Genomic DNA, 22,561 nt, shown 5'->3' with positions numbered 1-22,561 from the left:
TTAACAACACAATAGGGGCCCTTCCGTCGTTACCCACTCACATAAGCCTTTCATTCTACATGTCCGTCTTTCGCGTTGCCGCCTGGCTGCTCAGCATTGGTCTTGTCCTAACCCTGATCGTGGTGGGCAAAAGCTACCTGGTGCCCATCTTCATGGCACTGGTGCTGTGGTACCTGGTCAACGCCCTGAACAATCAGTTCCGGCACCTGCCCTTCATCGGGACCCGGCTGCCCAACGCCGTTACCCTGGCCATGTCGCTGATCTTCATCGGACTGGCCCTGTATGCGATTTCGGACATGATCGTCAATACGGTCAACGGCTTCATTCTCGAGAGTGGCGTCTACCTCCCCAAGATCGAGGCCCAAATTGCCAATGCCTACGAGCGTCTCGGCATCGACCGCCCCCCGCCCTCGGTCAGCGACCTGGAGATCGGCCAGGAAATCCTCGGCAACTTCGCACTGGTCCTTGCCGGCGTAACCAGCGCCGCGAAGGGCGTGGCCTTGGTTCTCCTTTACGTACTCTTCTTCCTCGTCGAACAGAACAGCTTTCCGAAGAAGATGAAGGCCCTCGGACTCGACATGCGGCACAGCACCCGCTTCACCCGCGTCCTGGCCGAGATCAACACCGCCATGCGCACCTACCTGGGCGTAAAGACGCTGACCAGCATCGCCACCGCCCTGCTCAGTTTCGTGGTCTTTTCGGTGATCGGACTCGATTACGGGCTTTTCTGGGCCTTCCTCATCTTTCTGTTCAATTTCGTGCCCACCATCGGATCCATTACGGCCACGGCCCTGCCCGCACTGCTGGCCCTGGTACAGTACGATACCCTGAGCCCCTTCCTGATCGTGGTGCTCGGCGTCACCGCCATCCAGATCCTGGTCGGCAACATCATCGAACCGCGCCTCATGGGCAGCTCGCTCAACATCAGTCCGTTGGTAGTAGTACTGACCCTGATCCTGTGGTCGATGCTCTGGGGAATCGTCGGAATGCTGCTTAGCGTTCCGATCACCGTGGCCATCATCATCATTTGCGCACAGTTCCCGGAGACCCGCCCCATTGCGATCCTGCTCAGCCGCAACGGCGAAATCAGTACCCGCAAGATCACCCGGCGGGAAAGGAAAGCGAAGGCCCAGCCGGAAGAGCTGGTATCCGACGCGGAAGCGTAGGTCAGTCCAGTTCCTCGGGTAAGGCGATGTCCGACATCGCCGAAGATTTCATTCCACTCACCAGTCCCTTCCAGTAGGAGTTGAAGAAGCTTCTATCCGGTGTGTGCACGTGGTAGATGCGCCCTTGGCGGAAATCCTCCCCGAGACTATTGTCGTTCTTGATGACCACTCCGGATAGCAAGTTTTTGATCCAAGCCCCGCTGCCCACCACCTTCAGGTCGAGGTCGCGATACAGCAACATCATGTCGCCCGTAATGGTATCGCCGTCCATTTGGCTGTGGTAGGTAAGTTTTTCGATCACGCCCTTCTCAATGATGGCGTCAGCGGCCACCCGCATGAGGGGGTTCACCTTGCTGAGGTCGTAAGTACCCAGCTCACCCTGGGCCGAGTAGCCCCGGGCCACGGCGTCGCGCGAGAGACGGAATTCGGCGTGCAGGGGAGTACCCCGCTCGAAGGTGGCATCCATGCTTACCTGCACCGAGTCCGTATCGCTCACCTCGGTGTCCAGGTTCTGCAGCAGCACGGTGCCGTCGTTGAAGTGAATCGTTTTGGGATCGAGCAGGGAATCGACGATCCCGTAAGCAATATCCGTGGAGGAAAACCTGGCCCCATTCAGTACGATGCGCGGACCGATCTTGCGTAAGGCTTCGATGGGCATCGGACGATTGGCGTTGCCAGGCAGGTCCAGCGAAAGGTCCTCGACCACCCGCAGGCGAAAATCCTTCGCGTTCAGTGAGTCTACGTAGATCAGCTTTCCCCTCACCAGGGCATCGTGCCGGATGCCCCGCAGCCGGAGCCCGTCAAAGCCGAAGGCCAGCCAGGATTTGGCGATCTTTTGACGGAACATTTCATCGGGTGACAACTGATTGTGCCGCACCAGGCTGTCAAGGGTTAGTTCGCCCGCGCGGCTGTCGTAGGCGGCGTTGACGTAGCGGTATTCAAGGGGCAACTCTCCGCTGTACATGGTTAGTCTGGCGACGCGGACCTTACTTGCGCCAAAGCGATCGGGCTTTATCGGCGAGGAAATATCCCGCTGATCAACGTAAATCCCGGTACCCACCATATCCCGCTGCCCGTCGGAGCCGTAGCGGCGGAAACCGGCGTTCTCCACCCGCACCCGCTCCACGGCGAAACCTCCTTTCAGGGTGATCGCGTCCAGGGTGGCTTGCGGCGCACTCACTTCGTAGCGACCACCGTCGCTGGTGTAGATGGCTACTTCCGCCCCTTCGGCCACCGCTTGCGCAAGCTGTACGGGGCCGGTGCCGAGGAGGGCGTTTCTGTCCACTCCCGTTACCGCAAGGCGTTCGGTAGTGCCCCTGATGCGTCGGCCATTGAACTGTAATTGAGCCGCGGAAAGCTCCCCGTTCTGGCTGCTGTAGTCGAGTTCGTTGCCGCTGACGGTCTGTCCGTCGCGGGTCACCGTGAAATGGGGCACCGACAGGTCGGTGGCGCCCATTCGGTCGGGGGACAGGGGGAAATAGAGGGCCTGCTGTTGTAGGTTCAGGTTCCGGGCGACCACTTCCAGCGCGCCGCTGCCGGTATAGGTCAGGCTGTCGCCGTCGAGCTGAAGGTGGTCCAGGGAAAAGGTGTCCTGGTAAGCCAGCGCTTCTGCTTCCACCGAGCCCCGGAGGGAGGCCCGGCCGAAATCGCCGGCTACCTGGAGGTCGATCGAGGGGAGGCTGAGTTGCCTGATCCGCACGGCGGTGCCGCTCGAGGTGGAGTCGGCCGGCGTCTTGCTCCCGCCCGGCACCCGCGCGCCGCCGCCCAGGCGGGCTATGCGCACGGAGTCGAGGGTGAAGGCGCCATCGATATCGTCGGTATTGAGTCCGGTGAAGGTGAGGTCATCCGCCCAAACGTCGGTACTGTCGCCGCGGCGGAACTGCAGCTGCGCCAAATTGATGGCCTCTCGACCGGTATCGTAACCGATGCCGCTGGCGGTTATCCGGGTCGCGCCTGGCTCGTCAAAGTAGGCCACCGAGTCGGCCGTCATCCGCAGGGAGCGAAGTTGGGTGGGTTGGAAGGGCAGGTGAAAGGCCTGGAGCGAAAGGGCAAAATCGGTGAGTGTAAGCTGCTTCCCGCTGGTTTGGTCGGCCAGGGTGAGGAAGGTGCTGTCGAGCTCAATTTCCAAAACCTCGAGGGCGAAGGAACTGCTGTCGCCGGAGGAGCTGCCCGTGCGTACCAACTCGGCATCGAGGCCCTGCAGCCGGATGCGTTCCAGTTCGATGGGGTCGGATCCGAAGAGGCTGAACAGGTGAAGGCCGCCGAGGTAGAGTTCGCTCAGACTGCCGTGGGCCGAGAAGTTGGCTCGGTCTTGCTGGAAGGAAACCCCTTCGGCCGACAAGTGGATCGGGAAAAACCCGAAGCCGTATTCGCGTACGACCAGGGAATTGCCGTCGGTGTTGGCCCGGTCAATGAGTTGGTCGATGCGGTGGCCGACGTACCAGCGGGCGCCGAGGTACAGAAAAACGGGCAGCAAAAGCAGCAGGTACCACCAGCGAAAACGGGGAAGTTCATTGGCCATGGGGGGTGCCGGAAGATTGTAGGTTGAGCATCTCCGGTATAAGCGGCGGGGGCGTCCGGATGTTTGCGGCAGCCGGTTGGGGCGGGTACGCGGGCGCCGTACCGAGCCGTGAAATCCGAGCAAAATAGGCAAACAAATTGTTTGATAATATTCCCGGAATTTCGTATGTTTGCGCGCTAAGAATCGCAGGTAGAAATGGCAGAAACGACGTACACCGAGGACAACATCCGATCGCTAGACTGGAAGGAGCACATCCGCATGCGGCCGGGTATGTACATCGGTAAACTGGGCGACGGGTCCAGTCCGGACGACGGCATCTACATTCTCCTGAAAGAAGTCATTGACAACTCCATCGACGAGTACGTCATGGGCCACGGTAGGCAGATCGACGTGGTGATCGAAGACGGCATCGTACGTATCCGCGACTTCGGGCGGGGGATCCCACTCGGCAAGGTGGTCGACGTCGTTTCCAAAATCAATACCGGTGGCAAGTACGACAGCAAGGCCTTCAAGAAGGCCGTGGGCCTCAACGGTGTGGGTCTGAAGGCCACCAACGCCCTGTCGGAAGATTTCCGGGTGTACGCCGTACGCGAAGGAAAGCTCAAGCAGGCCGACTTCTCGCGGGGCGAACTCGTGAAGGAGCACAAGCCGGTGAGCACCAAGGAGGAGAACGGAACTTTCGTAAGCTTCATCCCGGACAACGGCATCTTCAAGAAGTACCGCTTCCGCAACGATTTCGTTGAGAACCAGCTCTGGAACTATGCCTACCTCAACGCCGGCCTGAAGATCAACTTCAACGGTAAGACGCTGGTGTCGAAGAACGGGCTGCGCGACCTGCTCGAACGCAAGACGAACGTGGAGCAACTGCGTTACGACATCATTCACCTCAAGGACCACGACATCGAGGTGGCCATCACCCACGGCAATGCTTACGGGGAAAATTACTTCAGCTTCGTCAACGGCCAGCACACCACCCAGGGTGGTACGCACCTGATCGCTTTCCGGCAGGCGCTCGTCGAGACCCTGCAGAAGCACTACAACAAGAACTACGACCGCAAGGACATCCTGGCCAGCGTGATCGCCGCCATCGCCATCAAGGTGGAAGAGCCCGTGTTTGAGTCACAGACCAAGACCAAACTCGGCAGCACGGACATGGGCCCCAAGGGACCGACCGTGCAGACCTTCCTGAAAAACTTCCTGATGGAGAAGTTGGACAACTTCCTCCACAAGAACCCCACCATCGCCCAGGCGCTGGAGAAGCGGATCAAGCAATCCGAACGTGAGCGCAAGGAAATCGCCGGCATCAAGAAACTGGCCAACCAGCGCGCCAAGAAGGCGAACCTCCACAACAAGAAACTGCGCGACTGCCGCGTGCACTTCAGCGACAACGCCAAGAACAAGGACGAGGAAACCCGGCTGGCCACTACCATCTTCATTACCGAGGGCGACTCCGCCAGCGGATCGATCACCGTGGCGCGCGACGTACAGACTCAAGCCGTCTTTTCCCTGCGCGGTAAACCCCTGAACTGCTTCGGACTGACGAAGAAGGTCGTCTACGAGAACGAGGAGTTCAACCTCCTGCAACACGCGCTCAATATCGAGGACGACGTGGACGAGATCCGCTACAATCGGGTAGTGATTGCCACCGACGCCGACGTGGACGGGATGCACATCCGGCTGCTGCTGCTGACTTTCTTTCTGCAGTTCTTCCCCGACATGGTGGAAAAAGGTCACCTCTACATCCTGGAAACGCCGCTCTTTCGGGTGCGCGACAAGCAGAAGACCTATTACTGCTACAGTGAGGAGGAAAAGCAGGACGCCATCAAGAAACTCCGGGGCAAGGCGGAAATCACCCGCTTCAAGGGGCTCGGTGAGATTTCCCCTAATGAATTCAAGGACTTTATCGGGGAAGGCATCCGGTTGGAGCCCGTAGTGATGGCCGACAACACCAATATCGACGACCTCCTGAGTTACTACATGGGCAAGAACACACCGTCGCGGCAGAACTTCATCATCGACAACCTGCGCGTGGAGCGGGATGAAGAAGCCGAGGTAGCACAGTAGTACTTTAAGTGTGGTAGTTCTTTAGTCTTTTGGCTGTTAGAATCGCAGAAGGGTAGTGCCTAACTAAAGACTTAACGCCCTAACAGCCTAAAGAACTAAAAGACTAAAAGACTAAAAGACTAAATCCCTACTACGATACGTGGAAGATCAGGACCGGCACCTGAGGGTGGAGCACCATTTGCTTGGTCGCGCTTTTGTGGAAAAGCTGCTGCCAGAAGCCCCGGTGCTGGGTCACCATGACGGCTAGTTTGACGGGATTGGCCTTGAGGTAATCTACCAGGCCCTGCTGCACGCTTTCGGCGGTGACTTCGACGATCTCGAAGGCGAATTCCGGGTCGGGATTATTGAACAGGGGGGCGAAGAGTTTTTCCCGTTCGCGGCGGTGCTCGCTGTTGTCGTCGTTGACGTGGACGAAGTGGATGCGGGCGCGGAAGAGGTCGTTAAAGTCCATCAGCTTCAGCACGGCCTTGCGGCTCAGGCTGAGGCTGTTGCTGGCATAGAGGATGTGCCGGTAGTTGGAGAAACTGGCTTCCCTGGGCACGAGCAGCACAGGGCATTGGGAATGCTGGGCTACTTCCGTGGCGATGCTGCCGAACACTTCTTCGAATACATCACTGTCGCCGGAGGCGCCCAGAACTACCAGGTCATAATCTTTGCTTTCCTGGACAATCTTGTCTCCCGGGAAACCCAACAACAACTCACTGCGGCGGCGGATGCCTTCGCGGGCGGGGTGTTCGGCCAGGAAGCCGTTCAGGGCCTCCTCACGGGCACCCATCACGTCGCCCATGGGCAGAGATACTACCGGTTCGCTGGCGACCGTCTGGGGGGTGAAGACGTGGATCACCCGTACTTCCCGGACTCCGGTGGCGGCAGCCAGGTCCTCGGCGTACCGCAGGGCGGTGGACGAGCTCTCGCTTAAATCAACGGGGACGAGTATTCTTTGAATCATAACTGGAAGTCGGTGAGTGGGGCGAAAGATAATCGGCCCGGGTGGTTTCCCGGCAATCCATTCCGCGTTTGAACTGTTAGAAGGGTCAATCGCGATGCCTTAACCATGTCCAACGCCCTCGTTCAAACGCTTGCTGCCCCCGCCTGGCGTGACGGTCACTCCATTGCGGTTCCCGGTTTTCCGGACTGGGCAATGCGCCGGTATCGGGGGGCGGATGACTTCGCCGAATGGCCGGCGGCGGGGTGGGGCGTAGACGACTTCTGGCTTTCCCCCGCCACGCTTTCGTTTCTGAGTGCGCACCCGCAGGGCGAGCGGACGGAAGGCATCGAGCTGCGCAACCGCAGCTCGGAGCAGGGGGTACTCCTTACGGTACAGACCTTCAGGTTCGGACTCGCGGCTAACGTGGGCGAAGAAGCAGGATCGCTGCCGTCGCGGTGGAACATCAGGCGCCGTTTGCTGTCGGCCTGTTCCGCGGAGGTGCTGTGTTTCGGACAAATGCTGACCTCGGGCGATCACGGACAGGCGTGGCGGGGAGACTGGTCAGGCACAAGCATTACCGATCTGCTGGTCGCCGCCGCTGCGGTAATCGGTGGGGGCAGTCGGAATTACCGGGCCATCCTCTTCAAGGATTTGACCGCCGGCGAAGCGAAGGCGGAAGCAGAGTTGATAAAGCGCCACTTCCACCGGCTTCCGGCCGACCCCGTGATGCGACTTGACCTGCGCCCGTTCAATGATCTGGACGATTATCTCTCGCGCCTGAGCAGCAAGTACCGGGTACGGTACCGGCGGGCCCGCGGGAAGCTCGGCGACCTGGAGAGACGGCGGCTCTCGGCCCAGGAGGTAGTAGACCAGTCCGGACGGCTGCACGAGTTGTACCGGGAAACGAGTAGGGGGGCGGATTTTAACGTAGTGGACCTCAGCGAAGCCTACTTCCGGTGGCTGGGCACGGCCGGGGAGGTACACGCCTATTTCAATTCCTCCAACCGGCTGGTGGGGTTTACTACCGCCATCGTCAACGGGAACCGCTACCACGCACACTATCTCGGGCTGGAGGAAAGCTACAAGCACAGCCACCACCTCTACCACAATATGCTGTATGACCTGCTGCGGGACGCGCTTTCGGTACAAAGCGAGTGGCTGGATTTTGGACGGACGGCCCTGGAGATCAAAAGTTCCCTGGGCGCGACGACCCACCGATACGACAGTTGGCTAAGGGTACGGCCGGCGGCGGTGAATGCACTCGTGCCCTGGTTCGTGCCCGCCGTGTTTGAAGCCAAACCCTGGCAGGCGCGCAACCCCTTCAGGACGGAATAGGAAGACCGGTATTTGTGAATTTAAAACCTTGTCAAGACAACCAAGGGGGTGTCCGGAGGGTTAATCCATGCAATATACCCCGCCACCTGAAAGGAGGACTTTAATTTGCTTAACATGCAATTTTATCCTATTTTCCACGTCGGTTATTTGGCAATTGGCAATTAAAACGGACACTACATGAGCACCAGAAGAAACCTGAAGTATAAGTATCTGAAAACCAAGATCGCTCTCAGTCAAACCATACAACAGCTTCTGGAAATCAACCGTAAACGTCGATACTTCAAAGAGGACCCGCAGCGGGAGGAGAAACTCAATGAAGAGCTGAAAGTACTCAACGCCACCGCCGAGATTCAGGCGCGGACCCTAAAGAGCTACGAGGAAAGCATTCAGGCCCTTGAACGTGCCTGATTCTCACACCGCTTCCCGCCGTTAAACTTTCCCTAAACCGGTCCCGACAAGCTAGCCTTTCCGCTTAAGCCCCCGAAATTCCTGGAGATCAATCGCTCCAGACGTGCCCCGTATATGCTTCCTGATTTGCCTGTTCCTTACGATGAGCGCCTGCTCCATCGAAGAACGGATTGAGCGGCGTGAGGATCGACTGACCGGCAGCTGGCAGATCGAGCGTGCAACCTTCAAGGGCAATAATGCTCTCTTCCGCGACAACATCACGGAGGAGTTCCTGGGCGACCGCGTGACCTTCTATCCGGACTATACTTTGGTGTACGACAGTGGCGGTGGAGAATTTTACGACGGTTACTGGGCCATCAACGTCCTGCGTGAGCGGGATGAGGGAATTGAATTTACCTTTGACGCCGACTTCTTCGATTTCCGGGGTCGACCGGCCTTTCAGTGGATTGGAACGATCGAGAAACTCAACCGCAATCGCTTCAAGGTGACCGTCTACGAACGCCGGGGGATCCTTCAGCTGCGCTGGGAAAAGCTCTAGTCGCGGCGGCGGTCCTTGCGATCAACGTAGACGATCTGCCCCGCCACGAACACATTCTGGAACAGGATATAGAGCATCGGACCCAGTACGGTGAGGGGGTTGATGTACTCCAGGGCGACCCAGATGGAGAGCATCGTGTTCTTCCGCCCCAGCGCGAGGCTGCCCTCTACCCGGTGGTCGATAGGGGCCAGACGGCTACCGAGTGTAAAATTGGCGAGAAGCAGCAGCCCGATACCGGCGGCGGCGGCCCAGATGAAAGTGAGGGGCGTATGGCTTTCGTAGCGGAGATAGTACGACAGACTGCCGGACGCTACGGCGATATTGCTGAGGAAGAGGACAAAGGCATAGGGGCCTATGCGGCGCAGCACGTTGGTAACCCTACCCCCATAGCGGCGCATGAATTGGCCCAGCACCAGCGGACCCGCCACGGTACTCCCGATGGTATAGACCAGTACACCAAGCGACTCAAGAGAAAGATCGACGCCCAGCAAGCGGGGCAGCAGCACCGGCATGACCAGGGCAAACGAGAGGTGGGTAATGATGATCGCGCCGACCATGTAGGCGGCCCGACGTTGCATGAGTTGTGCCAACACCGGGGTAATGACGGCCGTAGGCGCCAGCCCCATAAGCAACAGGGTAAGGCCCAGGTCTTCGTCGTACCACCTGCCGGCGTAGTAGCAACCCAGTCCGATGGCCGGCAACAAAAGGGCCGCCACCACCTGCTGCCGGGAGAAAATGCTGCGGTCGATGCGGACATTGAGGAAGGAAAAGAAGAGCAGGGCCATCAGGAAGGGCCGCAGGGTAAAGGTGTACGCATCCAGGGAGGGCAGCAGGAGCCCGATGGCCAGGGCCACGAGGATGAGGACGGACTTGAGCATGGGCAAACCTACGGCAATTGGCGGACAGCGAACCGGGCGGGGTGGTCCGGCTACTAGAATCCGGACAAGCTATTACCTTCGCGGCATGTCCCAACGTCAGACCATCCTTTCCGGCATTCAGCCCACCGGTAAACTTCACTTCGGCCGCTACTTCGGTGCCATCGAGAACTGGAAACGCCTGCAGGAATCCTACGACTGCGTCTATATGGTAGCCAACTACCACGCCATGTCGATGCCCTTCGAAGCCAAGAAACTGGCGGAAAATACCTGGGAAATCTGCTTTAACCTACTCGCCTGCGGCATCAAACCGGAAAACCTTTTCATTCAGAGCCTGATCCCGGAGCACGCGGAGCTAACCTGGATCCTGAACTGCTTCAGCAGCTATGGGCAACTCACCCGGATGACGCAGTTCAAGGACAAGGGGGCGCAAAACGAGGATTTTATTTCTTCCGCCCTCTTCACCTACCCCGTGCTGCAGGCCGCGGACATCCTTATCTACAAGGCCGACCGGGTACCCGTCGGGAAAGATCAGGAGCAGCACCTGGAACTGACGCGCGACATCGCCCAGCGCTTCAATCACTTCGCCAAGCGGGAGGTCTTCCCCATTCCGGAGGCCCTCTACACGAAAGTTGCCAAGGTAATGTCGACCGCCGACCCTACCCGCAAGATGAGCGCCAGCCTGGGTGACAAACACAATATTGATGTATTCGCCAATGAGGCGCGCATCCGCAAGCAAATCCGCTCTGCAGTGACCGACACCGGCACCGAAGACGTTAACGGTGGCCTGTCGGTGGATACCATGTCACCGGGAGTAGCTAACCTGTTCAGTCTGCTCGACGCCTCCGGGCGCGCGGAAGCCCACGCCTCCCTCCTCCACGACTACGAAAGCGGTACCCTCCGCTACGCCGACCTGAAAGAAGCGGTAGCCGAAGGGCTGGTGGCCATCTCCCAAGACATCCAGCAAAACCTGCAGGAACTGAAGCGCGACCGGCGAGCCGTAAAGGACCAGATCAAGCAGAGCAGCTGGGAGATCCGCAAACGTGCGCAGGAAACGGTCAAGGAGGTTAAGGGACTTTGTGGATTGGCGCGGTAGTTGGGTTTTAGCGTTGTTGGGTTTCCCGTCTGTCATTTCCCCCCCCGCTTCGCTTGGGTGGGCGCAGCTCAAACCTTCCGCCGTGCGGTGGGCATCCTGGACTGCTGCATTTAAGAATGCCGGGTGACAGTGCCTGGGAGGTGGCTTCAAAAAGCGGCAGTTTTCGGCAATCACCAGAAGCGGCAGTAACGCTCCCTAGCGAAAGACGAAAGCCGGAAGGCAGCTCACCAACCCGCAAACCCATAAACTCACCCCCCCAGCAATCCATCCAAAACAAAGCACCCGATCAATCCGATGATGCTGACCACGGTTTCCATGACGGTCCAGCTGCGGAGGGTCTGCGTGACGGTAAGGCCGAAGTACTCTTTAAAGAGCCAGAATCCGGTATCATTGACGTGGCTGCAGGTGAGGCTGCCGGCGCCGGTGGCAAGGACGAGCAATTCCGGGGCGACCTGACCGGTTCCGGCCAGCGGCAGGGCGATGCCGGCGGCCGTAATGGCGGCAACGGTAGCCGAGCCCAGCGTGATGCGCAGGGCGGCGGCAATCAGCCAAGCGATCAATAAGGGGTGGGCGTTGAAATCGGAGAGTGACGCAACGATGTAATCACTGGTGCCACTGTCTACCAGTACCTGCTTAAAGGCACCCCCACCGGCGATGATCAGCAGGACGGCCGCCATCGGGGCGAGCTGGGGACCGATGCGCGACATTTGCTCGGAGATGGATTGTCCCGTTTGCCGACCGAGGAGCAGCATTGCCGCCACCACACCGATAAGCAGTGCGACCGTGGCATCACCTACAACCAGGAAGAAAGGGGAGGTGGCCAGGGATTCGTCGGCCGATTTGGCCAGGGCCGTAAAGGCAAGCAATAACACCGGCAGGAGGGCACAGAAGAGGCTGGTCCAGAGGCTGGGAAGGCGGGCGGGCAGTTCGGTGGTGTCCAGGTCACCGGCACCCTGAGTGCGGGGCATGCCGCGTAGGGTGCGGGCAAAAAGAGGACCCGCGATCACCACCGCGGGGACCGCGAGGATGAGTCCGTAAAGCAGCGTCAGGCCCAGGTCCGCCCCGAAGGTCCCGGCAATCAGCACGGGAGCGGGGTGGGGGGGCAGGAAACCGTGGGTCACGGATAGGGAGGCCACCGCCGCCACGGCGATCATGGCCAGGGGTAAGCCGGTCTTACGAGCAGTGGCAAAGATGATTGGTGCCATCATTACGAAGGCCACGCTGTAGAAAAGCGGAATGCCGATGAGGAAGCCAACCAGGCAAAGTCCCCACACTACCGAGGTGCCGCGGTTGTCGCCGATGAGCCGGTCGGTTATAACCTGCGCCGCGCCCGTTTCGGCGATCACCCCCCCCAGGGCAGCGCCAAGTCCGAGAATAAGCGCCAGCCCCCCGAGTGTACTCCCTACTCCGGAAGTCACGGAGGCAAGGGCAGCGTCCGCGGGCATGCCCAGGGCAAGGCCGGTAGCTACGGCGACCAGGACGAGGGCCACGAAGGGGTGCCACTTCAGGAATACGATTAACACCAGCAGGCCGACTACGGCCAGGAAAGTCAGGAGGATCGGCATGCGGGCAAGATAGCACGCCGGTCGCTCAGCACGGCAAGGATCAGCCGGCGATCCAGTTGTTGTCCGGAACGCTGGTATCCACCATGAAGGTGATCTTGACGTTTACGCGGTACTTGTCGACTACGCCGTCCTTCACGGTTACGTACTGCTCGCGGACGTAGGCGCTTTCAATGTTGCGTACGCTCTTTGCCGTCTGGGCGACGGCTGCGCTGACGGCATCCTCAAAGCTTTTGGGGCTCTCGCTGAGGACCTCGATTACTTTCAATACTTGAGCCATGGGAACAGGTGTTAGTGACCGCCGAAGCCGGCCCGGATTATTGGGAAAACAGACCGAGAAGCACGAGGGCGTTTCCGCGCGACTTCACGAGTTCTGTACGCAGCTGAAAGGTCGCGGGTTCGCTGGTGTCGTACTCAATCATGGGGTAAGGATCGGGGTCGGCGTCGGAGCGCAGGATCCGGTAATCGTCGGTGGCGAGGTAAAGGTCCAGGTTCTGAACGTTCTCTCCGGCGGCGGCGGCAAAAAAATGCCGGCCCGCGGGTAGGTGAAGGTTCTCCAGCGTAGCCCCGTTTTCGTCGCCGAGTAGGTAGCCGAGAACGGACCACTGATTGAGGGCGGAACCAAAACGGCGGGCCCCTCCGGCGGCGCGTACGGCACCCGCGGCCGCGGCAAATTGACGACTTACGGTACGGTATTCACTATCAGGTAGGGGCGTGCCGCCCGTCTGCAAAAGCCCCAGGCTGACAAAGGCGGAGGTATCGGTAGTGCTGATGAGCTGCAGTTGTAAGGTGTAGACGGCCGTACTGTCGGCGAAAAACTCGACCACCGGCGTCTTGTCCACCTCCGTGTCTTCGTCTACGATGCGGCCCCGGGTGTCGCGCAGCAGGAGATCGATATCGCGCGCGGAATCCTCAGCGGAACCGACGAAGACGTATTTGCGGCCGGCTTGCAAGGGCACATCCAGGGAAACCGTTCCCCCGGGGCCCAGTTCCGCTACCGTAAGACACAGTCCCGATCGCCACTCCGCCCCCGATACGGCCACCATCAGGTTGCACTTGGCAAAGGTGCCATCGAGGGCCGACAGGAGTCGCTCCGCCGCGGTCCAGGTTTGCGCACCCGCCGGCAGGGAGATCAGCAGGAGAAGCAACAGGCGGAGCAGCATAGCAACGGTACGGCGCCCCGCCCCCCGGTTGGCTTCACGGTAGGCCAGCTGTGCGGCCCGACTTTCCGCGTAGGACTGCTCGTCGGTGAAACGCTCGACGACCCCCGTGAAATCTTCCGGTGAAGAAACGCTGAATGCACCCCCGCGTGCCAGGGCGCTACTGGCCTCGGGGAATTTGGCGTAGCGTGGACCGAAGATCACCGGCAAGCCGTAACTAAGGGGTTCCAGGGTATTGTGCAGACCACTGCCGAAAGCACCACCTACGTAGGCCGCCGTGCCGTAGCGGTACGCGCGGCTCAGGATGCCTACCGTATCGAGAATCATGACGGACCTGCCGCGATCGGGACCGGTATATCGGTCGGCGTCGAATGCTTCCTGCCAGGTGGCGATCTCTTCCTCCTTCATTTGGTGGGGGGCCAGGACTAGGCGCCACTGCGATTTCAATTTCGGCCAGGCCGCCTGGATTATGGATACGTCGGCCGGCCAAACGGAACCGGCCAGCAGCACTCGTTGTCCGCTTGAAAAGGCTGCCAGTCGATCGTCAACGAAGGGCGTGGCGGCCAACTCGGCCGTGCGGTCCATGCGGGGGTCGCCGGTAACGCTCACGTTCTGGTAGCCGATACCGGCCAGCATGCCGCGGTCCGCTTCCGTCTGCACGAAGAGGTGCGTGAAGCAGTCCAGCATCCGCCGCGACCAGGTACCGTACCGACGGAAAAACAGTTGCCCGGGCCGGAAGCTGCCGGCCACCAGGAAGGTCGGAACGGCCGCTCGGTGCAGGGCTCGCAGGTGGTAGTACCAGAATTCATACTTCACGAAGATCGCCAGCCGGGGCCGGAGCAAGCTTACCCACTCCCGCGCCGCCCGGGGGGAATCCTTGGGCAGGTACGCTACCAAATCGGCGTGCTCGGTATCCTGCCGACGGGCGTACCCACTGGGACTGAAGAAAGTGACGACGACGGCCCACTCCGGACGTTGCTTCCGCAGTTCGGTGAGCACCGGGAGGCCCTGCTCGAATTCACCCAGGCTGGCGGCGTGTAGCCACAGTATCGGTCGGTTCGCGGCGTGTAGCGCTTCAATATCGGCACGCACGTCCCGGGTGCGACCCTGTACCCACTGTCGGGCTTGATCGTTACCCAACCGGGCGGCAGCCCGAATGGCAAGGTGGTAAGCCCCAACGCCGGTGCGGTACAGCCATTCCATATTAGTAGAAGATGTCTCGGCCCTCGCCCTGGTAGATGGGCAGGATCAGTCCGGCCCGGAGTCCGAATACAAGGTCGGTACGCCCGCCCGCGGGGGGCGGCCCGTAACTTAGGGCGTCGTACGAACGAAGGGGCTGGGTAAAACCGAGGGTGGCGTCGCCCCCGAGGTAAAAATTCAGGCGCCGGTTGCGGCTCAGTTGCTGATAACCGATGAACTGGTAAAGCGCCGGCCCGCCGCTCAGCCGGTCATAGGTCGCCTGGTAAGCGGGGTCGAGCTGGGGGACGTACTGCACCGGGTCGTCCTGGATGCGGATGCGACTGAAAAAGTAACCCGCCGCGGTAGTAAGCTTCACCCCGGCGCGTCGGTTGTCGCCAATCGGCAGGGTATAGCCCAGTCGCGGACCCACAAAGAACTGGCGCTGCCGCAGCTGGACGTTGGCCGGCTGCCTTTGGTTGCCGATCACGTGGCCGGCATCCGTCCGGAGGTTGGCCAGCACATCTTCCTTGACCGTGCTGCCGAAACCGAATTGGGCCATGAACCCGAATTGCCAGTTTCGACCGCGGGGCAGGTAATCCACGCCGGCACCAAGGGCAAAGCCACTGCCGAAACGGTCGCCCAGATCGCCAGCCGTAGTGAAGGGGCCATAGTCCAGACCAATGAGGACCGCCCGGTCCAGGTTACTTTCTCCAGCCAGTCCCTGGGCGAAGAGGGCAGTGGTGGCAATGATCCAAAGCAGCAGCAACAGGGGGCATCGCCGCATCAACTCAGTAGTTTTTCGCGCTGCTTGCGGTATTCCAGCTGGGTGAGGATTCCCGTGTCGTGCAGTTCCTTCAGGCGGGCCATCTGCTCCAGCAGGTCATGGTTCTCCCGCAGGTCGCCCAGATCCTCTTCGTCATCGCTGACCTTGGCCGTCGGTTCGTGGGTGATCTCAATGAGGTTCAGCTGACGGAAATTGTTGCTGCGGAAGGTGGAGTAGGCAGTTGTCTTGCGCAGCGATTCGAGGGCGGGGTGCGATTCGATGCGCTGCGGCTTCGGCAGTTGATAGGTTACGGCAATTTCCAGTGCCGTCAAGGCCTGCGGGTAACGACCGAGCAGGGCGTAGCAGCAGGCGATGTTGAAGTGGGCGACCGGATCCGTGGGGGCCTGTTCGATGGCCTCTTCGAAGGCCTCGGCGGCCAGGTCGTAATCGCCCGATCGGTAATATTTGATGCCTTCGGCTTTGAGGTCCTGCAGCGGCTGGCGCTGCACGGTGGGCGGCCGGTAGGTGGCGTGGCCGTTCTTTTGGGGATAAGTGTAGCCTTGTGCGACCAGGGCTTCGGGATCGTATTTCGCGGCCCACCGCTCGTAGGGCGTGGCCCAGAAGACCACGGCGGTGATTAGGGGCGCAAGGATGAAACCGACAAGAATAAACGGCAGGGGCATTTCCGGGCCTTCCTCGGCCAGTAGGGCGATGACCGTCCAGAAGCCCAGAAACTGCGCCGCCCCGCGCCACCACTGTCCGAGATAGAAGCGGTGCACTCCGAAAACGCCCAGGAAAAAGGCGAAAAATCCGGCGAGGTCTTTCTTAAGCATGGAGCGGGTGACGGGCTTTGCGTCGGCAAGTTAGAGAAGCGGTGCTATGCTAACGCATCATATTCTACCAGGGTTGCCACCGGAAGCGACGAAGACCGGCCCCCGGCGGACCGACCTACAGGCGTCGTCGTTTCCGATTGCTTTGCGCGTTGAATTCGGTAACGATTTCGGCCATGTTCCGGTAGCGGTAACCACGGCTGCCGATCTTGTCGGCGAGTTGCGGACTGGCCTGCCGGAAGAACTGCCGCAGGTTTCTCTTGTAGCCGCTGCGGGGGATGGGCAGGAACTTGCCCTGCCCGTACTCGAAGTAGTATTCCGGCGGTGGACTGCTGAAGACGCGTAGCATCCGGTCGTCGAGCCAGGGCCCACTGCCGCGCGGCAGCCGGAAGAGGGAAACGGCCCGGCCCCGCACTTCCTCCTGCAGGAAATACCACAGGCCCTCGTGGCGGCGGCTGACGAAGCGCAGGGGCTTGCCGCGGTAGTTGAAACCGAAGCCGCTGACCAGAAAGGGGTGGATGGTGTATTCGTCACCAAAATCGTTGGTGAAGGTGATCAGGCTGCCCCCGGGTGCGTACTGCAGGATATTGAGATAGCCCGTCAGCTGGTAGCCGTCCTTGGTGAGCAAAAAGCCCCGAAAGGAATCGGCGGAAACGGTGGCGGTAAGGAGCAGAAAGACAAGTAAGTAGAGCTGCCGCATGGGTGTTGCGTTTACTCTCCAATCTACAAAAGTTAGTCCTGCCCAGCAACCCCCGCCCTACACAAATCGTCGGCTATTTGCCAAGCAGGGGTTCTACGGCCGAGGCCACGTCGGGAAGGGTGCGGAAGGGGCGTCGGTAGATGTAGCGCAGGTCGTTGCGGTACACGAAAGTGGTCGGCAGGGAGCCGTCCCATTTTTCGTCAAGTTCCCGCTTCCAGCTGCTCCGCTCGTCGGTCAGAACCACTGTGGGAAGGTCAATGGCGCGGCTCTCGAGGTAGGTGGGGATGCGTTCGATCGCTCCGGCTTCCGTGTCCAGGCTCACGAGCACCACGCGCAGTGCTTCCCCCGACCGCTCATCGTTCAATTGCTGGAGCAGGGGCAGTTCCTCCAGGCAGGGCTTACACCAGGTGGCCCAGAAATTTATCAGGTAGGTCGTATCGTCGCGCTGCTCAAAGAGCGGTGAAAGCTCCCCGTAATCGGCATAAACTGGCGGCGCGGACGCGGGCCCCAGAAGATCCCCGACGGGAGCCACGGAAGGGGATTCGGAACAGCCACACCAGGCGGCCAGGAAGAATAGAAACAGAATTCGCATCCGCAAGGATAAGCCTTTTTTCAGTCCGCGGAAACCGGCTGGGAATCCGTGGCGCGCGTGGGGCATTAGAAGGTGTGACGATCGCGCTGTTGCGCCACCCTCCTCGTGTATTCGCCGCGCAGCGGAACAAGGTGACGTCCTGATTGCCGGCGGCTGGGCTGTCCGGCAGACAAATAATGCGCCGCCGACCATTGCGCGTATGGCCCCGAACCGCCGATCTTAAGGAAGGCAAACAGCGGCTGACCGCCGGTGGCCCTACCGCGCCGTGGATTATCTGACGACCCTACTTTTCGGACTGAACGACTGGCTCAGGTACGCCGCCGAGCAGTACCCCCTTGCGGTCTACGGCATCCTGTTCGTCATCGTTTTTCTCGAGTCGGCTTTCTTCCCCCTTGGCCCCTTTCTGCCGGGCGACGGCCTGCTGCTCACCCTGGGCCTGATGATTGCCGCGGGCCACTTGCAGGCGGTCCCTACGGTTATCCTGCTTTGCATGGGGGGAGTAGCGGGTAATTGGGTAGCGTATGCCATGGGTGTCCGACTGGGGCCGAAAATTTTCGACCGTTTTTCGTGGATCAAGCGTACGCATTATGAGCGCAGCCGACAGTTTTACCGGCGCTACGGCGACTGGGCTATGGTCATTTCCCGCTTCATTCCCATAGTGCGGGCCCTGGTGCCTTTCGTGGCCGGCTTGTCGGGCATGGAGTTCCGCCGTTTTCACCGCTACAGCGTGCTGGGGGTGCTGGTTTGGGTTTTTAGTCTGGTGATCCTGGGATACTACCTGTACCGCATCCCGCTGCTGAGTCGTCACCTTGCTCTCGTTGTTCTCGTGGCTACCCTCATCTTCCTCTTGCTCGGTCTCAGTACGGCCTTGCGATCGTTCATCCGCTCGCGGGGACGGGAAAAGCCAACCGTGGAGTAGGGCGAACGGGCGCGGGTGCCGTGCGGTGAGCGGGTGCCGGGCCGGGCCGGTTTCAATAATGCTACTCCTCTTCTACCGCCGCCGTGCCGAGGGGCCAGTGTTGGGGGAGGGGGGCGGTGACGCTGACGGCCTCGCCTGTTTTGGGGTCAGGAAATCCCAGGATACGGGCGTGCAGGGCGATGCAGTGTTCGCGAAACGGGCGCACGGAGCCGTAGGCGTGATCTCCCACGATCGGGGCACCGGCCGCGGCTAGCTGGCAACGGATCTGGTGGAAGCGGCCCGTCTGGGGGCGCACCTCATATAGATAAAGGCCTTTCTCTTCCCGAAGGAGACGATACTCCAGTGTGGCTTCCTTGCCGCCGGGCACGGGTCGGGTGCTGGCCACCGCCAGTTTGTTATTCGGGTTGCGGATCAGGTAGTGGCGCAGGCGGCCTTTCGATTCCGGTAGCGGACGATCGGTAACGGCCCAGTACACCTTGGTGGCCTGCCGGGCGGCAAAGGCCTCATTGAGCCGAACGAGGGTAGACTTGTTGCGGGCCAACACCAGGGCCCCGCTGGTGGCCCGGTCGAGCCGGTGGACAATCCCCACGAAACCGGGTTTCTTGGCATTCGGGCGCGACCACAGCTCCTGCGCCCGCGCCTCCACGGTGTCGTACTGGAAATGCCGCTCGGTCGCAATGCCGGCGGGTTTGTCGATCACGGACCACCCCGGGCCCTCCATCAGGATGTTCAGCATGACCGCAAGGTAAGGGCCGGGAAAGGTCCAAAAATTGCAATCGAAATAAAAGTGTGTGAATGTGATGCCATTTAAGTTGGCGGTCAACGTATTTAGTTGTAGTATTAGGCGGTATTATGAAACATAAGCTTGCGATGCAGCCGCATCAGCAAATATTGACCTTTGTACTCACAACAAAATTTGGGATCATGCGATTTTCTTTATTCCTGTTGCTTTGGTGCAGCCTCACGGTTGTGTCGGCAGCCAATCTCCCGCCCGGCGGACTCGCCGCAGCCGAGGTTTCCGGCGTAATTACCGACGAAAGCGGAATGCCCCTGATCGGGGCCACCGTCCTGGAGGAGGGCACTACGAACGGTACGGTAACGGACCTGGACGGTCGGTTTACCATTAATACCACCACTGAGGATCCTCACCTCGTCGTCACCTACACCGGCTACCAGAGCCAGATCATTCAGGTAGGTACACAGACCAACTTCGAGATCGTCATGCTAGAGGATTCGGAGACCCTGGACGAAGTTGTCGTTGTCGGCTACGGTATTCAAAAGAAGCGGGACGTAACCGCCTCCATTTCCAGTCTCAACGACGAACAGATCAAGAAGATAGCTACCTCCAGTGGCGTGGAAGCCATGCAGGGGCAGGTTAGCGGCGTAGACATCGTCAGCGGCGGCGGTCGGCCAGGTGCCAACCCCAGCATCCGCATCCGCGGGCGGCGCTCGCTTTCGGCCTCCAACGACCCGCTGTTCGTGATCGACGGTATCCCGCAGACGAGCGGTACCAGTGCAATCGCGGACATCAACCCTCAGGACATCGAATCGATGGAGATCCTCAAGGACGCGGCCGGCACGGCCATCTACGGCAGCCGGGGCTCCAACGGGGTGGTCATCATCACCACCAAGCGTGGCTCCGCTGGTCGGACGATCGTCAGCTACGACGGCTACTACGGGGGCACCAGCGCCACCAATACCGTTGATATGATGAACGGCGAGGAGTTCGCCGCCATGAAGCGCGAAAGTCAGCGCGACGGCTGGAATGGAGCCATCCCCCCGGACGAGGAGGTCTTCCAGGACCCCACCGAATTGGAAAGCATCGCCATGGGACGCAGCACCGACTTTCAGGACCTGGTCCTGAACGACGGCTGGCAGATGAACCACCAGCTGGGCGTGCGCGGCGGAACGGAAGCCACCCAGTTCAACATCTCCCTGGGCTACTTCGACGAGCAGGGGATCATATCAAATATGGACTTCCGGCGCTACACCGCACGCGTGAACCTGGACCAGAACATCGGCTCCATTTTCCAGGCCGGCATTTCCTTCACCCTCTCGAACTCGCTGCAGAACTACGGTTCCAACGCCACCCTCGGTGAGGCCCTGGCCAACAACCCCCTCGGTGTACCCTATAATGAGGACGGCTCGGTACGCTTCCTGCCCACCAACGACGGCATTCGCACCAACCCGCTTTCCGAACTGGTGGAGAACGCTTACATCGACGACCGGCGCGTAACCCGACTCTTCGCACCGCTCTACCTGAAGGCAAACCTGATGCCCGGTCTGGTCTTTACGACCAACTTTGGCCCCGACATTCGCTACTACCGCCGCGGGGAATTCCGGGGCAGCCTCACCAACGACAACCGGGGTGGCCCGGCCGACGCCGGCGTGACCAACAGCCAGGACTTTGGTTACACCTGGGAAAACATCCTAAACTACAACCGGACGCTCGGAGAAAGCAACGACCTGGGCCTGACTTTCCTACAGTCGATCCAGGCCCTGCGCTACGAGCAGAACAGTGTCGACGTGGTCAACCTGCCCTACGAGGAACAGTTGTTCTACAACATCGGTACCGCCGAAGTAAAGGGTGACCTCAATTCTACCCTGAGCGAATGGCAGCTCGCCTCCTTTATGGCACGGGCTACCTACTCGATCCAAGACAAGTACCTGCTCCAGGCAAGCCTGCGGGCCGACGGTTCCAGCCGTCTGGCCAAGGGTAACCAGTGGAACTACTTTCCTGGCGTTTCGCTGGGCTGGCGGGTCGGTGAGGAAGCTTTCCTCGACGGTGCCGGATGGCTCAACGACCTGAAGCTCCGCGTCAGCTACGGTGAAGTAGGCAACACCGCCGTTTCGCCCTACAGCACGCAGGGTGCCCTGCAGCGGACCGTTTACGCCTGGGACGAAAGCCCGGCCTTCGGCTTTGCGCTTCGCGACATCCCCAATGCCGAACTGAGCTGGGAGGTCTCCAAGACCCTGAACGCCGGAATCGATTTCGACATCCTCAACGGCCGGGTCAACGGTTCCTTCGAAGTCTACCGTACCAATACCGAAGACATCCTGCTGGCGCGCAACCTGCCTCCGACCTCCGGCTACTCCAATGTATTGCAGAACATCGGCTCTACGCAAACCAAGGGGGCCGAGATGGTCCTGGGTGCCGGCATCCTCCGCAACCCTACGGGACTGAGCTGGGATGTAGACTTCAACATTTCCGGCTACCGCGAGTCGATCACCGAACTGGCGCTTACCGACGACGAGGGTAACCCCATTGACGACGTGGGTAATGGATGGTTCATCGGACAGCCCCTGAACGTATTCTACGACTACAATAAGATTGGAATCTACCAGGCCAACGAAGTGGAACTGGCCGACAGCCGGGAAAACAAGGTACCCGGCGAGATCAAGCTTGAGGACCTGGACGGCGACGGCGTTATCACACCCGCGGACCGTATGATCCTCGGCTCCGACGTGCCCGACTTCTTTGGTGGACTCACCAATCGCTTCGAATACCGTGGCGTTGACTTTTCCTTCTTCCTCTTCTTCCGCCAGGGACAGATGATCTCCAGCAACTTCCACCGCGGCAACAACAGCCTGTTCGCCCGCTACAACAACCTGGACGTTGATTACTGGACGATCGACAACCCTACGAATGCCAACCCGCGGCCCAACGAGAACCAGGAAAGCCCCCGCAACGGGTCTACCCTAAGCTACTTCGACGGAAGCTTCGTGAAACTGCGCAACGTCCAACTGGGCTATAACCTGCCGGACAACGTTGTCTCCCGCATCGGATTGTCGCGTCTACGGTTCTACGTATCTGGACAGAACCTCTGGTTCGCCTCCGACTACGATACCTACGATCCGGAAACGCAGGACATCATCCCCACCACCAAGATCATTCTGGGAGGTCTCCGGGCCACCTTCTAAATAC

Annotated in this window: 19 protein-coding genes; 8 read left to right on the top strand and 11 right to left on the bottom strand. The window is 60.1% G+C overall.

What is annotated here, in order from left to right; genetic code table 11:
- The first annotated feature begins 59 nt into the window (after positions 1–59).
- Positions 60–1,166, top strand: a complete 1,107-nt coding sequence (locus tag E4021_RS06305) for an AI-2E family transporter (protein WP_168797485.1) — start codon at positions 60–62, stop codon at positions 1,164–1,166.
- 1 nt (position 1,167) lies between these two features.
- On the opposite strand, the gene E4021_RS06300 is transcribed toward E4021_RS06305, so the two are convergent.
- Complete coding sequence (locus E4021_RS06300) at positions 1,168–3,687, bottom strand: AsmA family protein (protein WP_136457512.1); 2,520 nt, start codon at positions 3,685–3,687, stop codon at positions 1,168–1,170.
- Between the two features lie 195 nt (positions 3,688–3,882).
- Here E4021_RS06300 and E4021_RS06295 point away from each other — a divergent pair, with 195 nt between their 5' ends.
- A complete protein-coding gene (locus E4021_RS06295; RefSeq protein ID WP_136457510.1) occupies positions 3,883–5,751 on the top strand; it encodes a DNA topoisomerase IV subunit B in 1,869 nt (622 codons plus the stop codon).
- Between the two features lie 130 nt (positions 5,752–5,881).
- Here the strand turns inward: E4021_RS06295 and E4021_RS06290 are convergent, their stop codons facing one another.
- Complete coding sequence (locus E4021_RS06290) at positions 5,882–6,700, bottom strand: universal stress protein (protein WP_136457508.1); 819 nt, start codon at positions 6,698–6,700, stop codon at positions 5,882–5,884.
- A gap of 105 nt (positions 6,701–6,805) precedes the next feature.
- On the opposite strand from E4021_RS06290, the gene E4021_RS06285 reads away from it, so the two are divergent.
- From E4021_RS06285 to E4021_RS06275, 3 genes are all read left to right on the top strand, one after another.
- Positions 6,806–8,014 (top strand): GNAT family N-acetyltransferase, encoded by a 1,209-nt coding sequence (locus tag E4021_RS06285; RefSeq protein WP_136457506.1) that lies wholly within the window; start codon positions 6,806–6,808, stop codon positions 8,012–8,014.
- A 177-nt stretch (positions 8,015–8,191) separates the two neighbouring features.
- The gene (locus E4021_RS06280; RefSeq protein WP_136457504.1) at positions 8,192–8,422 is read left to right on the top strand and encodes a hypothetical protein; all 231 of its coding nucleotides are present in this window, start codon (positions 8,192–8,194) and stop codon (positions 8,420–8,422) included.
- A 103-nt stretch (positions 8,423–8,525) separates the two neighbouring features.
- On the top strand, positions 8,526–8,960 hold the full coding sequence (locus E4021_RS06275) for a hypothetical protein (protein WP_136457502.1): 435 nt from the start codon (positions 8,526–8,528) through the stop codon (positions 8,958–8,960).
- Here E4021_RS06275 and E4021_RS06270 read toward each other — a convergent pair.
- Positions 8,957–9,838: a hypothetical protein gene (locus E4021_RS06270; protein ID WP_136457500.1), complete on the bottom strand. Its 882-nt coding sequence runs from the start codon at positions 9,836–9,838 to the stop codon at positions 8,957–8,959. The two genes, E4021_RS06275 and E4021_RS06270, sit on opposite strands and share 4 nt — an antisense overlap.
- A gap of 85 nt (positions 9,839–9,923) precedes the next feature.
- Here E4021_RS06270 and trpS point away from each other — a divergent pair, with 85 nt between their 5' ends.
- A complete protein-coding gene (trpS, locus tag E4021_RS06265) occupies positions 9,924–10,931 on the top strand; it encodes a tryptophan--tRNA ligase (RefSeq protein WP_136457498.1) in 1,008 nt (335 codons plus the stop codon).
- 248 nt (positions 10,932–11,179) lie between these two features.
- Here the strand turns inward: trpS and E4021_RS06260 are convergent, their stop codons facing one another.
- The 7 genes from E4021_RS06260 to E4021_RS06230 form a co-directional block, all read right to left on the bottom strand.
- On the bottom strand, positions 11,180–12,496 hold the full coding sequence (locus tag E4021_RS06260; protein WP_136457497.1) for a gluconate:H+ symporter: 1,317 nt from the start codon (positions 12,494–12,496) through the stop codon (positions 11,180–11,182).
- A 40-nt stretch (positions 12,497–12,536) separates the two neighbouring features.
- Positions 12,537–12,773: a dodecin family protein gene (locus E4021_RS06255; RefSeq protein ID WP_136457495.1), complete on the bottom strand. Its 237-nt coding sequence runs from the start codon at positions 12,771–12,773 to the stop codon at positions 12,537–12,539.
- Positions 12,774–12,810: 37 nt separating this feature from the next.
- Entirely contained in the window at positions 12,811–14,856 is a 2,046-nt protein-coding gene (locus tag E4021_RS06250) for a 3-deoxy-D-manno-octulosonic acid transferase (protein WP_136457493.1), read from the bottom strand.
- 1 nt (position 14,857) lies between these two features.
- Positions 14,858–15,616, bottom strand: a complete 759-nt coding sequence (locus tag E4021_RS06245; protein WP_136457491.1) for a hypothetical protein — start codon at positions 15,614–15,616, stop codon at positions 14,858–14,860.
- Positions 15,616–16,428 (bottom strand): tetratricopeptide repeat protein, encoded by an 813-nt coding sequence (locus E4021_RS06240; RefSeq protein WP_136457489.1) that lies wholly within the window; start codon positions 16,426–16,428, stop codon positions 15,616–15,618. The genes E4021_RS06245 and E4021_RS06240 overlap by 1 nt, the downstream gene beginning before the upstream one ends.
- Before the next feature lie 115 nt (positions 16,429–16,543).
- Positions 16,544–17,125, bottom strand: a complete 582-nt coding sequence (locus E4021_RS06235; RefSeq protein WP_136457487.1) for a hypothetical protein — start codon at positions 17,123–17,125, stop codon at positions 16,544–16,546.
- Between the two features lie 73 nt (positions 17,126–17,198).
- A complete protein-coding gene (locus E4021_RS06230; protein WP_168797484.1) occupies positions 17,199–17,717 on the bottom strand; it encodes a TlpA family protein disulfide reductase in 519 nt (172 codons plus the stop codon).
- A gap of 265 nt (positions 17,718–17,982) precedes the next feature.
- On the opposite strand from E4021_RS06230, the gene E4021_RS06225 reads away from it, so the two are divergent.
- A complete protein-coding gene (locus E4021_RS06225; protein WP_136457483.1) occupies positions 17,983–18,636 on the top strand; it encodes a DedA family protein in 654 nt (217 codons plus the stop codon).
- 61 nt (positions 18,637–18,697) lie between these two features.
- Here E4021_RS06225 and E4021_RS06220 read toward each other — a convergent pair whose 3' ends face one another.
- Positions 18,698–19,372, bottom strand: a complete 675-nt coding sequence (locus E4021_RS06220; protein ID WP_136457481.1) for an RluA family pseudouridine synthase — start codon at positions 19,370–19,372, stop codon at positions 18,698–18,700.
- Positions 19,373–19,560: 188 nt separating this feature from the next.
- Between E4021_RS06220 and E4021_RS06215 the strand changes: the two genes are divergently transcribed.
- Positions 19,561–22,557, top strand: coding sequence for a SusC/RagA family TonB-linked outer membrane protein (locus tag E4021_RS06215; RefSeq protein ID WP_211096980.1), 2,997 nt, complete (start codon positions 19,561–19,563; stop codon positions 22,555–22,557).
- The last annotated feature ends 4 nt before the right edge of the window (positions 22,558–22,561 follow it).

This window comes from Neolewinella litorea, from assembly GCF_004803465.1.
Lineage (GTDB): Bacteria > Bacteroidota > Bacteroidia > Chitinophagales > Saprospiraceae > Neolewinella > Neolewinella litorea.
This window is presented reverse-complemented; position numbering and strand designations above follow the sequence as displayed.

Bases quoted from the DNA above. Each gene is read 5' to 3' on its own strand.
- E4021_RS06270 (WP_136457500.1), bottom strand. From the start codon at position 9,838: ATGCTCAAGTCCGTCCTCATCCTCGTGGCCCTGGCCATCGGGCTCCTG.
- E4021_RS06230 (WP_168797484.1), bottom strand. From the start codon at position 17,717: ATGCGAATTCTGTTTCTATTCTTCCTGGCCGCCTGGTGTGGCTGTTCC.
- E4021_RS06240 (WP_136457489.1), bottom strand. From the start codon at position 16,428: ATGCTTAAGAAAGACCTCGCCGGATTTTTCGCCTTTTTCCTGGGCGTT.
- E4021_RS06220 (WP_136457481.1), bottom strand. From the start codon at position 19,372: ATGCTGAACATCCTGATGGAGGGCCCGGGGTGGTCCGTGATCGACAAA.
- E4021_RS06235 (WP_136457487.1), bottom strand. From the start codon at position 17,125: ATGCGGCAGCTCTACTTACTTGTCTTTCTGCTCCTTACCGCCACCGTT.
- E4021_RS06295 (WP_136457510.1), top strand. From the start codon at position 3,883: ATGGCAGAAACGACGTACACCGAGGACAACATCCGATCGCTAGACTGG.
- E4021_RS06215 (WP_211096980.1), top strand. From the start codon at position 19,561: ATGCGATTTTCTTTATTCCTGTTGCTTTGGTGCAGCCTCACGGTTGTG.
- trpS (WP_136457498.1), top strand. From the start codon at position 9,924: ATGTCCCAACGTCAGACCATCCTTTCCGGCATTCAGCCCACCGGTAAA.
- E4021_RS06300 (WP_136457512.1), bottom strand. From the start codon at position 3,687: ATGGCCAATGAACTTCCCCGTTTTCGCTGGTGGTACCTGCTGCTTTTG.
- E4021_RS06285 (WP_136457506.1), top strand. From the start codon at position 6,806: ATGTCCAACGCCCTCGTTCAAACGCTTGCTGCCCCCGCCTGGCGTGAC.
- E4021_RS06290 (WP_136457508.1), bottom strand. From the start codon at position 6,700: ATGATTCAAAGAATACTCGTCCCCGTTGATTTAAGCGAGAGCTCGTCC.
- E4021_RS06245 (WP_136457491.1), bottom strand. From the start codon at position 15,616: ATGCGGCGATGCCCCCTGTTGCTGCTGCTTTGGATCATTGCCACCACT.
- E4021_RS06305 (WP_168797485.1), top strand. From the start codon at position 60: ATGTCCGTCTTTCGCGTTGCCGCCTGGCTGCTCAGCATTGGTCTTGTC.
- E4021_RS06250 (WP_136457493.1), bottom strand. From the start codon at position 14,856: ATGGAATGGCTGTACCGCACCGGCGTTGGGGCTTACCACCTTGCCATT.
- E4021_RS06260 (WP_136457497.1), bottom strand. From the start codon at position 12,496: ATGCCGATCCTCCTGACTTTCCTGGCCGTAGTCGGCCTGCTGGTGTTA.
- E4021_RS06280 (WP_136457504.1), top strand. From the start codon at position 8,192: ATGAGCACCAGAAGAAACCTGAAGTATAAGTATCTGAAAACCAAGATC.
- E4021_RS06255 (WP_136457495.1), bottom strand. From the start codon at position 12,773: ATGGCTCAAGTATTGAAAGTAATCGAGGTCCTCAGCGAGAGCCCCAAA.